The following is a 12,640-nucleotide window of genomic DNA, read 5'->3' on the forward strand; positions in this document are numbered from 1 at the left end:
TCTGCGGAAGGTAGTCCAAACATATCCACTTGTAGGATATCCGTCAAATGGATTTACAGATCCGTCGGTGACCGCTTTGAGATCGCATGACGGCTTGCGAAGTGAAGCGGGCGCCGTCAAACTCCTGCCACATGCCCTGCATTAATTCGGCGCGACTGCGTATTTCTTAAATCGGAATTGATTTAAGGATAAGCCATGCAGCAGCTCAATGCGTTACCGCATCCCTGGCGCCTCTGAAAAGAGGTGCGTGTTGCCCAAGTAACCGAGCCGATGGAGATCCGATGCCCGCAATCCTGCGAAAGAAATCTCATGGCGTCTCCACGCGGGAGCAGGTCATCGATGGCGCGGAGGATATCGGCGTCGCCTATCAGGTGTTTTCCGATACGGTGGTCGAAGACGTCGTCGTCAAGAACTCTCCGCGCGGCTTCAAGTTTCACAATGGCAAGAACCTTGTCGTCAGGCGCTGCGAAACGGAGAACGTCAGGGGCGACGGGATCTATCTGACCAAGACGTCGAACGTGCTTCTTGAGAACAACCGGATGGGAGAAGCACCGGGCGAGGGCGCCGATTGTTGTCAGTTCGCCTATCAAAACAGCGACGACAACATCAGTTCCGATATCGTGGTCCGCGGTAACCTCTTCCTGCAGTCGCCGACAAGCACGTCGAACAAGGGCGCGCTGGTCTGTGATAAAACCCGGAGATACCGCGTCGAGTACAACTTCATCGGCGGCAAGAATTTCTCCTTTTCGTCGATCGGCGACGATGCCGTGGTGCGCAGCAACATCATGCGCGACGGCAGAATGAACGACTATTCCTTCGGCTACGGCATCGGCGACAAGGCCGATCATGCCGGCCATCACCTCTACGACAACTGGATCGAGAACAACAATCGCGGCATCAGCCTGAGCGGCTTTTCCGACCAGGAGCGGGCATTTCGTAAGGATATCGATATCCATGACAACGTCATCAGCGGATGCGACATCGCCTTCTTCGCCAATCGTCCGTGGTCGGGCAGCCTCCGGCGCAACATATTTATGCGGTGCCGGCAGGACATCCTTTTGAAAGGAACGGGCGAAGCCACCGCCGGTCAGATCGATGGCAATTATCACAATGACGGCAGCTTCCTGAACATTACGCCGCCGCCGCTTCGCTTCAACGCGGACGGCAAGGCATCCGTCGCCTCAGGGGAATGGACATCCGAACCCGATGAAATCGTCATCCAGTGGCGCGACAAGGGCGTGGATATCCCCGGCGCCAACCGGCCTTCCATTGCCGTCGAGCCCGGCATGGAATTGTCTTGCGTGCTGCTGGCCCGCAAGGGCCGCAATTGGATGCTGGCGATTGCCGAGACCGCCTATGACGATTTCACGCCGCGCGCATGGCAGGAAAAAAAGCTGCCGTGGCAGAAGCGGTATCTCACGATCTGAGCATGCCCGGGCCCGGAACCAAAGACCGGCTTTGCCGTTGATTGCCATGCCCCACCGTATCGGGGAAACGGGACAGCCATGGCACGCCAGACATTCTGGAAAGGTTATCTCAAGCTCTCGCTTGTCACCGCCGCCGTCTCGCTGACGCCGGCGACGACCGAGAGCAACAAGGTGCGTTTCCACGTCCTCAATCGCCAGACGAAAAACCGTGTCGAAAGCCGCTATGTCGACAGCGTGACCCACAAGCCGGTGGCCGACAGGGATCAGGTGAAAGGTTATCCGCGGGGCGAGGACGACTATGTCCTTCTCGAAGACGAAGAGATCGAGGAGGTCGGGCTGGAAAGCACCCGCACCATCGATATCGACAGTTTCGTGCCGCGCGGCTCGATCGACTGGATCTGGTATGACAAGCCGCATTTCCTGGCACCCGAGGACAAGGTCGGCGTGGAAGCCTTCTGCGTCATTCGCGAGGCGATGAAGGCGAACGACGTCGTCGGTATTGCCCGTCTGGTTCTCTATCGTCGCGAGCGCGCCGTGCTGCTGGAGCCGCAAGGCAAGGGCATCATCCTCTGGACCCTGCGTTATGGCGACGAGGTGCGCGAACCCCTGGCCAAAATCGACGACAAGGCAAAGGTCGACAGCAAGCTTTTGACGCTGATGAAACAGCTGGTGAAGGAAGAGACGAAGGACTGGAGCCCGACCATGGTGCAGGATCCGATCCAGAAGCGCCTGAAATCGATGATCCGCGGCAAAAAGAAGAGCTTGAAGCAGGCCGCGCCCGCCAAAAAGCCGCCACCGGTGAAATCGACAGGCAACGTCATCAACATCATGGATGCGCTGAAGAAGAGCTTGGCGGAAGGCAACAGGAAGCCGCGATAATTCCTATCGCTTCTTTTCCAACGGTTTCGCCGCCGCGAAAAATCCATCCCAGGGATCTCCGGGCAAGGCGTCGAGCCGCGTCGGCGTATTGTCGACGGTAAAATAGGCCGGCCCGATGTCGGCGGTGAGTTCACTCCATTCCAGCGGCATGGAGACTGCCGTACCCGGTCTTGCCCGCGTCGAATAGGCCGCAACCGCCGTATTGCCGCGGCCGTTGCGCAGATAATCGATGAAGATCCTCCCCTTGCGCTTCGCCTTCGTCGCCGTCGCCAGATAACGGTCGGGATTGTCGGCCGACATGCTGTCGGCCAGCCGTTTGGCAAATGCCTTTACCTGCACCCAGCCGGCTTTCGGCGTGAGCGGCGTCACCACATGCAGGCCCTTGCCGCCTGACGTCTTGACGAAGGCGGCGAGACCTTCGGCTTCCAGCCGTGCCTTCAATTCGTAAGCGGCGGCTATCACATCTTCCCACGCCACCTCTTCGCCGGGATCGAGGTCCATGGTGATCATGTCGGGCTTTTCCCAATTGTCGGTCGTCGTGCCCCACGGGTGGATTTCTAGCACGGCCGACTGCACCAGTGCCACGACACCGTCGAAATCGGTGATCCGCAGCAGCTTTTCACCCTGCTTGTCCTTCGGATCGATGATCTGATCGATATGCGGGTTCATGCCCTTCCAGGCGTGTTTCTGAAAAAATCGCTGACGGCCCTTGATCCCGTCCGGCAGACGCAAGAGCGCCAATGGGCGGTTGACGACATAAGGCGCCATGAAGCGCCAGACCTGGGCATAATAATCCGCCAGCCCCTCCTTGGTAACACCCTCGTCCGGCCAGTAGATGCGGTCGGGGTGGGTGAGCGTCACAGCGGCTTTCGGCAGTGGGCGGGCTGCGGTCTGTTCTGTCTCGCGCGTGACCTCTTTGGCGAGCTTGTCCTCGCGCAGTCCGCGGAAGGCTGCATGACGCAGATTGCCGTCGGCCGACCAGGCGCGGAACTCGACTTCGCCGACGAGCTGCGGCTTGACATAGATCAGCCCACGCCGCTCCTCGGCGGTGAGCTTGTCGTCGAATGAGTTCTCATTCTGCGCAAGGCGTGACAGTTTCTCATAGAGCATCTGCGCGGTTGCCACCGTATAGCCGGTGCCGACCCGCCCGACATGCTTGAGCTCGCCACCCTGGTAGTAACCCATTGCCAGTGAGCCGATCGCATTCTCCATCGATGTCGACGGCACAAAGCCGCCGATAACGAATTCCTGCCGCTGCGAACACTTCGATTTGATCCAATCGCCGTTGCGTCCCGAGGTGTATTTACTGTCGCGCAGCTTGGAGATCACGCCTTCGAGGCTGAGCCGACAGGCATGATCGAGCACCAGGCCGCCGCGTTCGTTGAAATGCGCGCTGTAACGCAGCCTGTCATTATCGGCAGGCAGCAGGCTTTCCAGCAGATGCTTGCGATCAATGAGCGTGGCATCAACCAGTTTGTGACCGTCGAGATGGAGGAGATCGAAAGCATAGAAGACGAAGCGGTCGTTGCGACCCTCGCTCAGATCGCGCTGGAGCGCTGAGAAATCCGAAGCACCGCTATCGCGCTCGACGACAATTTCGCCATCGATCACCGCCGACTGCACCGCCAGGGCGGCAAAGGCGTCAAGCACATCCTTGCCGAATTTTGCCGTCCAGTCGAGGCCGCTGCGGGTCAACATACGGACCTTGCCGTCTTCCACCCTGACCTGCAGCCGATAGCCGTCGAACTTGATCTCGTGGATCCAGCGATCGCCCGCCGGCGGCTTCGGTTTCAGCTTGGCGAGCGCCGGTTCGATGAAGTCGGGCATTACGCCCCTGCGCGCGCCTTCAGGCCATTCGCGGTCGCGAGATACTGACGGCTTCGGCTTTTGTGCCGGCTTCCTGGCGGCAACCGCCTTGCCGTTTCCGGATTTGGACTTCCAGGTCGCATCGGGGTTCTCCGCCACCTCCTCGAGTTGCCGACCGGTCTTGGCCGATTCAGGCCGTTCCTCGAGAATGTCGCCGTCATGGCGCGCCTCGGCGTCATCCCCCTTGATCAGCAGCCAGTTTTCGCGCTTCTCGCCGGGCCGGCCGTGCATGCGCACGAGATGCCAGCGTCCCTTCAGCTTCTCGCCGTCGAGCTCGAATTCCAGATGGCCTTTCCGGTAGGCCTTGTGAACGTCGCCGAGCGGCGTCCAAGTGCCGCGGTCCCAGACGATGACGGTGCCGCCGCCATACTGCCCTTTCGGTATGATACCTTCAAAATCGCCATAGGACAGGGGGTGGTCTTCGACATGCACGGCCAGGCGCTTCTCCTCCGGGTTGAGGCTCGGCCCCTTCGTCACCGCCCAGCTCTTGAGCACCCCATCCATTTCGAGCCGGAAGTCATAATGCAGCCTTGTCGCATCATGCTTCTGGATGACGAAACTGTTGCCTGTGCTGCGGCCCTTGCGCCCGCGGGGCTCCGGGGTGAGTTTGAAATTGCGCTTCGCCTGATAGGTCTCGAGTGCCATCTCAGCCTGCCTTCTTCCCTTGGCTGTCGCTGCGCGCCGGCGCCTTCTTCGTTGCCGGCCTCTTCTTCCCCGCGCTCTTGCCGCTCAATTTCGCACTCTGGCGCAGCGCTTCCATCAGATCGACCACCTTGCGTTCCGGCTCCGGTTTCTTCTTCGGCGGCGCCCGGCCCTCGATCTTTGCCTTGACCAATTCGACGAGGGCAGCTTCGTAACGGTCCTCGTACTCACTCGGATCGAAGCTGCCATGTTTGGTTTCGATGATATGCCCGGCGAGCTCAAGCATTTCCTTGTCGAATTTGATATCGGGAATGTCCTTGAAGATGGTGTCGGCCGAGCGCACTTCATAATCGAAGTTCAGCATGGTCGCGAAGATGTGGGTGTCATGCGGCCGGATCAGCAGCGTTCGGTTGCGCCGGAAAAGCACGGCTTCGGCCAGCGCCGCCACCTTGGCGTCCCTCATGGCCCGGATGATCAGCGACAGCGCTTCTTCATCATGCTCATCGACGGGGGCGAGATAATAGGGACGGTCGAAATAGAGCTTGTCGATATCGTCATAGGCGATGAAGGCCTTGACATCGAGCACCTTGTCGCTCTCCGGCATGATCCCGTCAATCTCGTCGCCTTCGATGACAATGTAATCACCGTTCTCCATCCGATAGCCCTTGACCTGGTCGTCGCGCTCCACCGGCTTGCCGGTCTCGCTGTCGACGAACTGCCGTTCGACGCGATGGCCGGTCCTGCGATTGATGATGTTGAACGAAACGCGGTCGGAGGAGGAAACGGCGGTATAGAGCCCGACGGAGCAAGCAAGGTCGCCTACCTTCAGATGACCTTTCCAGCTTGCCCGCGCGGCCATTCCATCCTCCGTGACAAATCAGAGCCGACCGCTGCTTTTGTCGGTTTCGAGCTCCTGGAATGCCCAGCCGCCGTCAGGTGAGGGGTAGGCGAGAAGTGCGTCGCCATCGCCGATCTTCTGGCGCGACGCGGCGTCCTTGGCGCGGGCGATCGCTTCGTCAGCCGTCGCGTAGGTCTCCGACAGCGTGTCGCCGAGCTTGTAGGCCCAGCCATTGTCATGCGGGACGACCTGATAGGTGATATCGGCCATTTCGGATCTCCTCTTCTTCGAACGCCTTTTACGCAAGTCGGGCCTCAGGACCGCTGCGCAGCTTGGGTTCTAGTTCCGATTTGGTTTGCGCCTTTCATCGAGGGCGATGATTTTCTCGAGCGAAGCGATATCCTCGCTGGTGACGACGGGAACCGGATCGGCCGCAATCGCCTCCAGCACCTCCTGCGAGATAGCACCGTTGCGGATCGCCCATTCCAACGTTTCGCGTGTTTCCCGCTCGGCCTTCAGTTGTGCATAGAGCGCAACGATCAGCCGGTCGCGGGCATCCATCCGCCGGTCTTGACGATCCATCTTGCGGACATGCGGCATCCAAATCCACCCTTGTTGCTGATTTCGCTCAGGTGTAATCAACTGATGGCGGATGGAAAGGTTCCGCTATCGGAGACCACCGGCGCCGTTGCCGGCCGGTGCGGATTGTCCTATCTCTGCGAAGCTGTTGTCAGAGGATTCCTTCATGGCTGATCTCAAGGCTCGCCCTCGTCCGACCGGCGCCAACGCCACTCTCGGCCGCACCGGTTTCCCGCATGTCACGTCTACCACGAAGGGCGAGATCGATATCGTCACCGCGCCGTCGCAGCCGGGCTTCAGCCCGCTCGATCTGCTCTATGCCTCGCTCTCCGCCTGCCTCGTGCTCAGCGCCCGCATCGCCGCCAGCCAGATCGGCGTTCTCGACAGGATCAGCGAGATCGCTGCCGACGTCACCGGCGAAAAGGCGACGGAAGGGCTTTCACGCGTTGCGAAGTTCAACATCGTCTTCTCGATCAAGGGCGATGTCGACGAGGAGACACGCAGCAAGATCGTCCGGGCCGCCGAAGAGGAAATCTGCACGGTCAGCAACACCATCCGCGGCAATCCCGAATTCTCGACGACGATATCGAGCTGATATGCACACATAGACAATCGCAAACGGAGGATTGCGCGGGCAATATCCGGCTTCTATGCTCAAGCCATCGAAGCAACGGTCTCGGCCATCATGCAGCCCAAGCCTCTGCCGACGTCCGGAACACCTGTCGTCGCCATCATCGGCGGTGGCGTCTCCGGCGCGGGCGTCGCCTATCATCTCGCCCGGGCGGTGGACGGCGCCCATGCCGCCATCGTCGTCTTCGAGCCGCGCGCCGAGCTCGGTCGCGGCCTGGCCTATGACACGGACGACCCGGCCCACCGCATCAATGTTCCGGCCGCAAAGATGAGCCTGCAGCCTGACGACCAGGGCGAATTCCAGACCTGGATCGACGCCCGCGACGCCGTCGCCTGCGACCCCGAGGCAAGGCGCTCCGACGGCCAGATCTTTCCCCGGCGTCGGCTCTTCGGCGACTATGTTGCCTCCCTGCTGAAACCGCTCATGGACGACGGCAGCGTGCGCCATTGTCGTGCGGCCGTGACCCATGTCGAGCGCCATGCCGGCCGCTGGTCGATCCGCGACGACAAGGGCGGCCTGACCGAGGCCGATATCGTCGCGATCGCCACCAGCCACCCGCCGCCGGTCGCTCCCGGACGGCTTACAACCCTTCTGGCCGCCCATCCCCGTTTCGTAGCCGACACGACGAAGCCGGGCGCGCTCGACGTCATCCGTCCCCACGACCGGGTGCTGGTCATCGGCAATGGCCTGACCGCCGCCGATGTCATTGCCTCGCTTGCCGAACGCGGACATGATGGTCCGGTGACGGCAATCTCGCGCCGTGGCCTGCGCTCGCGCGGGCATGCGCCGGTGCCGCAGCCTCTCTATGGCGATTTCGTTGCCGATGCGGCTCATTCCGCCGTTTCGCTGCTGGCGGGGATCCGCGCCGCCATAGACGCGGCGAAGGCGCAGGGCATAAGCTGGCATGGGGTGATCGATCAGGTGCGGGCGCAGGGATTTGATCTCTGGCAGGCGTTGCCGATGGCCGAACGGCGCCGTGTCGTCCGCCATCTGCGTGCCTATTGGGATGTGCATCGCTTCCGCATCGCGCCGCAGGTGGAAGCCGTGCTCGACGCGGCGATCACTGCCGGTCGTCTCGAAATCCTCGCCGGCTCGGTCGCCGATGCGCGCATCGAAGGCGAACGCATTCCGTGCACCCTGCAGCCGCGCCACCGCCGCCCGCCGTTGGAGCGCAGCTACGACGCCGTCGTCGTCACGACCGGGCCGGCCCATGGCGGCATTCTCGAAACCCAGCCCTGGCTCTCGGCGCTCGCGGCAAGCGGCCACCTGTCGCTCGATCCCACAGGCCTCGGCCTTGCCTGCACCGTGCGCTCGGAGGCGATCGGCCCGTCGGGGGCCGCGGACCCTTCGCTCTTGATCTCCGGTCCCTTGGCGCGCGGCACCTTCGGCGAGCTGATGGGGCTGCCGCAGGTGACCGAGCATGCTTTCTTCGTCGCGACCGAAATCGCCGCGAAGCTGCGACTGGCTGCGTCGAATACGCATCCTGCCTGATTTTCCATTTCGATGTCGCTCATCGACTGTCCCCGGCGGTCGACTTCTGCTACGCACTCGGCAATCAGTGGCCCGCTGCCGGTGTTCGGGCGGCAATCGGAAATATCGAGATCATGTCGCAGACCGCTTCCACCCTTTCCGAAGCCTCGCCTTCCAATCGTCTCGCTCTTGCGGCGCTCGTTCTCGGCGGGGCGGCGATCGGCGGCTCGCCGATCTTCGTGCGGCTTTCCGAGGTCGGGCCGATGGCCACCGCGTTCTGGCGCGTAGCGTTGGCGCTGATCCCGATCTTCATCGTCTCGCTGCTGAAGAAGAATGCTGGACCCAGACCGCAAAGCCTTGCCGACCACGGCATGCTGGTTCTTCCGGGCGTCATGCTGGCGCTTGACCTTGCCGCCTGGCACCTTTCTCTCACCATGACTTCGGTCGCCAACGCGACGCTGCTTGCCAATCTCGCGCCTGTTTTCGTCACGTTGATCGCCGTCCTGTTTTTCAGGGCGAGAACCAGCGGCGTCTTCCTGTTGGGGCTGCTTCTGGCGCTTGCTGGGGTCGTTATTCTGAAAGGTGGTCCGGCAGGGCTCGGCAATGGCGATTTGAGCGGCGATGGCGCCGCGATGATCGCCGCCTTCTTCTATGCCTGCTATATCCTGGCGATCGGCAGGCTGCGCAGCCGGTTCGATACGATCCGCATCATGCTGTGGAGCACGGCATCGGCTGCCGTCTGCATCTTTCCGATAGCCTTCTTCTTCGAAGGCCAGATGCTGCCGGCGACCCTTTACGGCTGGTCGATCCTCTTCGGCCTCGCCTTCATCAGCCATGCCGGCGGCCAGGTGGCGATCACCTATGCGCTGGCTTATCTGCCGCCCGCCTTTTCATCGCTGACGCTGCTGCTTCAGCCGGTCGTCGCCGCAGTCCTCGCCTGGGCGCTGCTCGACGAGGCGATCGGGACGATGCAGGCGCTGGGCGCCGCAGTGGTGCTCGCCGGCATTATGGTTGCCCGAATGGCTCGCTCGTCGGCTTGACCGCTTGTTGCTCCAGCGGCGCGGGATCTTCGCCCATTCTCTGGAGCAGCCACTTCTGGATGATCGGCACATCGGCATCGCCGAGGTCGTGGCCGCCGGGGATGACGTCGGAATCGACGGTGGCGCCCGAACTCTTCAGCCTTTCCTCCAGCTCGCTCGCATATTTGCCGTAGGCATCCGTCTTGCCGCTGATGACGAGCAGGTCCGTGCCCTTGAGGTCGGCATGCGGGTAGTCGCTGAGTACAGGCATGGAGCGCAGCAGCACCGCCTTGTGAACGAGGTTCGGGTGCAGGTAGAGCAGCGAGTTTAGGAGGTTGGCGCCATTGGAATAGCCGACATAGACGATCTTCTTGGGATCGAGGCCGTAGGATTTGACGGCGCCTTCGATGAAGGCCGCAAAGGCTTCGGCCTCGGTCCTGATGTCGTTCTGGTCGAAGGAGAAGGGGGTGATGCGCTTGTACCAGCGCGGAAAACCCTCTTCGGTCGCACGGCCCCGCACGCCCATCAGGGTTGCGCGCGGTGCCGCCTTGTTGAGGAGCGGCATCAGCGTCGTCTCATTGCCGCCCGAGCCGTGCAGGAGCACGAAGACACTGCCATCGGGATTCGGCGGTGTATAGAAGCGATGGACGAACGGCAGCTCGCGGTAATTGATGCGCGGCTGGCCGGGCATCGAAAATTGCGGCAGAATCACCTTGAGATCGTTGAGATTGGTGATCGCTTCCGGCGGCGCGAAGAGCTTGGTGCCGAGGGCCGCATGCTCTTCGTCAACAGTCATGCCGGGCTTGTCGGTTGCAAGCTCCACCAGCGTGCCGCCGGGCTCGCGGGCATAGAGCGAGCGGAAATACTTGCGGTCGTGCATGTTGGTCGGCGATGCATCGGTCTTCTCCAGCGCCTTGGATACCGAACGCAGCGCCTCCTCGTCGGCAGCCCGGAAGGCGACATGATCGACGGTGCCGGTTCCCGGCGCGCCAGACCAGAAGCCGCGCGCATCGCGCACATCGATGACGTCGCCCGATTGCGATACTAACCTGTCGATCGTGCCGCGGTTGGCCTGGAAGCGGTAGCCGAAATGGCGCTCGAGGAAGCTGCGGCTCTCGGCCGGCTTTTCCGTCAGCATCGTTGCGCCGCGCACCCGCTTGACGGCATGCTCGACCGGGATCGAGGCGCCGTCCCAGACGGTCGGCGATGTGAGGTCCTTTGCACCCGCGAGCTTGAGGATGATATTGTCGGGGTCTTTCAGCCTGAGGACAGGCTCACCGAATTCATCGGCGGGTCCCTCCGAACGCAGGCCGAAGCTCATGGCGCGCGTCAGCCAGTAGCCGATGCTCGCCGGATCGATCGCCAGCGAAATTTCGCTGATCTGGCCGTAACCCGCCCGGCCGGGCGCGCCATCCTCCCAGACGAGGAAGCTGACGAGCGAACCCGGCGTACCTGCCGAATCGCCGTAGAAGAGATGGAGCTGCGTCGCATCCTCGTAGCCGGCCGTCTGCTTGACGAGGCGCATGCCGAGAAAGCCGGCGTAAAAGTCCACGTTTGCCTGCACCTTTCGGGTGATGGCTGTAACGTGATGTATGCCTGATACCATCGAGGGCAGTCCTGATTGAAGCGGCGTCGTCAGGAGCGCGAGTATGAGAGCTGCGAAAGTCATACCGTTGCCAATGACCACCGCTTAGTTTTGTTCCGCACAAAGCGCAAGCGAATCGCCGCGCTGCAGCAGTTCCAAATGATCGACATCATCGAGCGCCTCTTTCAGTTGCTGCAGGGTCGGCGGCTTCACCATATAGGCGCGCGCGCCGAGGTTTCTGGCCCGCTGCATGTCGGTCTCATCGCTTGAGGTGCTGAGAATGCAGACGGGAATCCGTTTCAGACGGGCGTCGGCCGACAGTGCGTTCAGCACCTCGAAGCCGTCCATGATCGGCATATTGATGTCGAGCAGCATCAGGTCGATCTGCGGCAGGTCGGCGATGTCGGCGCGCTCTTCGAGCAGCCGCATCGCCTCGCGTCCGTTGGTGGCGACATGCAGGTTGAAGGTTACTTTCTCCCGCCGCATCAGCTTGATCTTCAGAATCTGGATGTCGGCCGGGCTGTCTTCGACGAGCAGCACTTCGGCAAGCCTGCCGGAACCTCCGCTTGGCTGCTCTGCAGGCTTTGCGCTGGGCGGAACGGCCGACACGGTGGGCGCCGCGGGCCGCGCCGCAGCGAGCGGAATTTCGACGATGAAGGTGGCGCCGGGCCCCTTCTCCGGTTCGCACCAGATCGCGCCGCCGTGCAGCTGCGCGATCCGGCGGCAGATGGCAAGGCCGAGCCCGGTTCCCTCGATGCCGCGGCCGACCAGCCGCTTGAACGGCTGGAAGATCAGCTCGCGGTGCTTGGGATCGATGCCCGGCCCGTTGTCACGCACCATCAGGCAGCAGGTATCTCCCTGCGCTTCGCCCGAGATCGTCACCTCCGGAGCTTTTTGATCGCAATAGCGGATGGCATTCGACACTAGGTTCTGCAGTAGCTGGGTCAGCAGCGTCGCATCGCCCATGACCTCCGGCAGCGCCCCGCGAATGATCGCGGCGCCGCGGCTCTCTATCTGCTGACGCAGATTGTCCTCCACCTGGTTGAGCACATCGGATAGCGCGACCGGCGTCAGCTCCGGCCCGCCATAGGCTTCGAGCTTGGTGAAACCCGAGACCTTGACGATCAGGTCTTCCATATGGTCGGCGGCGCTCAGCACATAATCGAGCAGTTCCCGGTCTTCGGCCGGAAGTGCCGCGGAACCGTGCAGGATGCGGCTGAAGGATTTTATCGTTCGCAGCGGCTCCTTCAGATCATGGGCCATGGCGCGCGTGAAGATCTCGAGCGATTGCCGCTTCCGCTCCAACTGCGCTTCCAGCATGCCGTGCATGATGGCGTTCTGGATGCAGCGATGCAACGTTTCGGGCGAAAGCGAATCTTTGGTGAGATAGTCGCGCGCGCCGGCTTTCATCACTTCGACGGCGACGGTCTCGCTGCCCTGTCCGGTCAGCATGATGACATTGGCGGCAGGATCGTCCTCCAGTAGATCGGCAAGCACGCCGAGCCCGTCGCGCCCCGGCAGCGAATAGTCGAGCAGGATGCAGTCCGGCCGCTTGCGCCCGTTCAGCGCAAGTCCCTCTTGGCCGGTTTCCGCCTCGACGACGGTGTAAATGGTGCTGGAGATGCGGCCCAATATGCGACGATAGACCTCGCGATCATCGATATTGTCGTCAATGATGAGAATGCAGCAGTCTTCCGCCAAACC

11 protein-coding genes are annotated in these 12,640 nt (G+C 61.9%); 5 read left to right on the forward strand and 6 right to left on the reverse strand.

The window, feature by feature from the left end; genetic code table 11:
* Positions 1-281 precede the first annotated feature (281 nt).
* Both GGI60_RS07545 and GGI60_RS07550 read left to right on the forward strand, forming a co-directional pair.
* Positions 282-1,427 carry a right-handed parallel beta-helix repeat-containing protein gene (locus GGI60_RS07545; RefSeq protein ID WP_183914483.1) on the forward strand — a complete coding sequence of 382 codons (1,146 nt, stop codon included), beginning with the start codon at positions 282-284 and terminating at the stop codon, positions 1,425-1,427.
* Between the two features lie 78 nt (positions 1,428-1,505).
* Positions 1,506-2,306 (forward strand): Ku protein, encoded by an 801-nt coding sequence (locus GGI60_RS07550; protein WP_183914485.1) that lies wholly within the window; start codon positions 1,506-1,508, stop codon positions 2,304-2,306.
* 3 nt (positions 2,307-2,309) lie between these two features.
* On the opposite strand, the gene ligD is transcribed toward GGI60_RS07550, so the two are convergent.
* The 4 genes from ligD to GGI60_RS07570 all read right to left on the reverse strand — a co-directional run bounded on the left by ligD (position 2,310) and on the right by GGI60_RS07570 (position 6,252).
* Complete coding sequence (ligD, locus tag GGI60_RS07555; RefSeq protein ID WP_183914486.1) at positions 2,310-4,817, reverse strand: DNA ligase D; 2,508 nt, start codon at positions 4,815-4,817, stop codon at positions 2,310-2,312.
* A 1-nt stretch (position 4,818) separates the two neighbouring features.
* A complete protein-coding gene (locus GGI60_RS07560) occupies positions 4,819-5,673 on the reverse strand; it encodes a Ku protein (protein ID WP_183914487.1) in 855 nt (284 codons plus the stop codon).
* An 18-nt stretch (positions 5,674-5,691) separates the two neighbouring features.
* On the reverse strand, positions 5,692-5,922 hold the full coding sequence (locus GGI60_RS07565; RefSeq protein ID WP_183914488.1) for a DUF2188 domain-containing protein: 231 nt from the start codon (positions 5,920-5,922) through the stop codon (positions 5,692-5,694).
* Between the two features lie 69 nt (positions 5,923-5,991).
* Entirely contained in the window at positions 5,992-6,252 is a 261-nt protein-coding gene (locus GGI60_RS07570) for a hypothetical protein (RefSeq protein ID WP_097582477.1), read from the reverse strand.
* Positions 6,253-6,397: 145 nt separating this feature from the next.
* Between GGI60_RS07570 and GGI60_RS07575 the strand changes: the two genes are divergently transcribed.
* From GGI60_RS07575 to GGI60_RS07585, 3 genes are all read left to right on the forward strand, one after another.
* On the forward strand, positions 6,398-6,826 hold the full coding sequence (locus tag GGI60_RS07575) for an OsmC family protein (RefSeq protein WP_183914489.1): 429 nt from the start codon (positions 6,398-6,400) through the stop codon (positions 6,824-6,826).
* Positions 6,827-6,868: 42 nt separating this feature from the next.
* Complete coding sequence (locus tag GGI60_RS07580) at positions 6,869-8,353, forward strand: FAD/NAD(P)-binding protein (protein ID WP_183914695.1); 1,485 nt, start codon at positions 6,869-6,871, stop codon at positions 8,351-8,353.
* Positions 8,354-8,466: 113 nt separating this feature from the next.
* Positions 8,467-9,372 carry a DMT family transporter gene (locus GGI60_RS07585; RefSeq protein WP_183914490.1) on the forward strand — a complete coding sequence of 302 codons (906 nt, stop codon included), beginning with the start codon at positions 8,467-8,469 and terminating at the stop codon, positions 9,370-9,372.
* Here the strand turns inward: GGI60_RS07585 and GGI60_RS07590 are convergent.
* A complete protein-coding gene (locus tag GGI60_RS07590) occupies positions 9,338-11,020 on the reverse strand; it encodes a VOC family protein (RefSeq protein WP_210314390.1) in 1,683 nt (560 codons plus the stop codon). The two genes, GGI60_RS07585 and GGI60_RS07590, sit on opposite strands and share 35 nt — an antisense overlap.
* 21 nt (positions 11,021-11,041) lie before the next feature.
* Entirely contained in the window at positions 11,042-12,637 is a 1,596-nt protein-coding gene (locus tag GGI60_RS07595) for a response regulator (RefSeq protein ID WP_183914493.1), read from the reverse strand.
* Between the last annotated feature and the right edge of the window lie 3 nt (positions 12,638-12,640).

The organism is Rhizobium lentis (assembly GCF_014200175.1).
Taxonomy (GTDB): domain Bacteria; phylum Pseudomonadota; class Alphaproteobacteria; order Rhizobiales; family Rhizobiaceae; genus Rhizobium; species Rhizobium mulingense.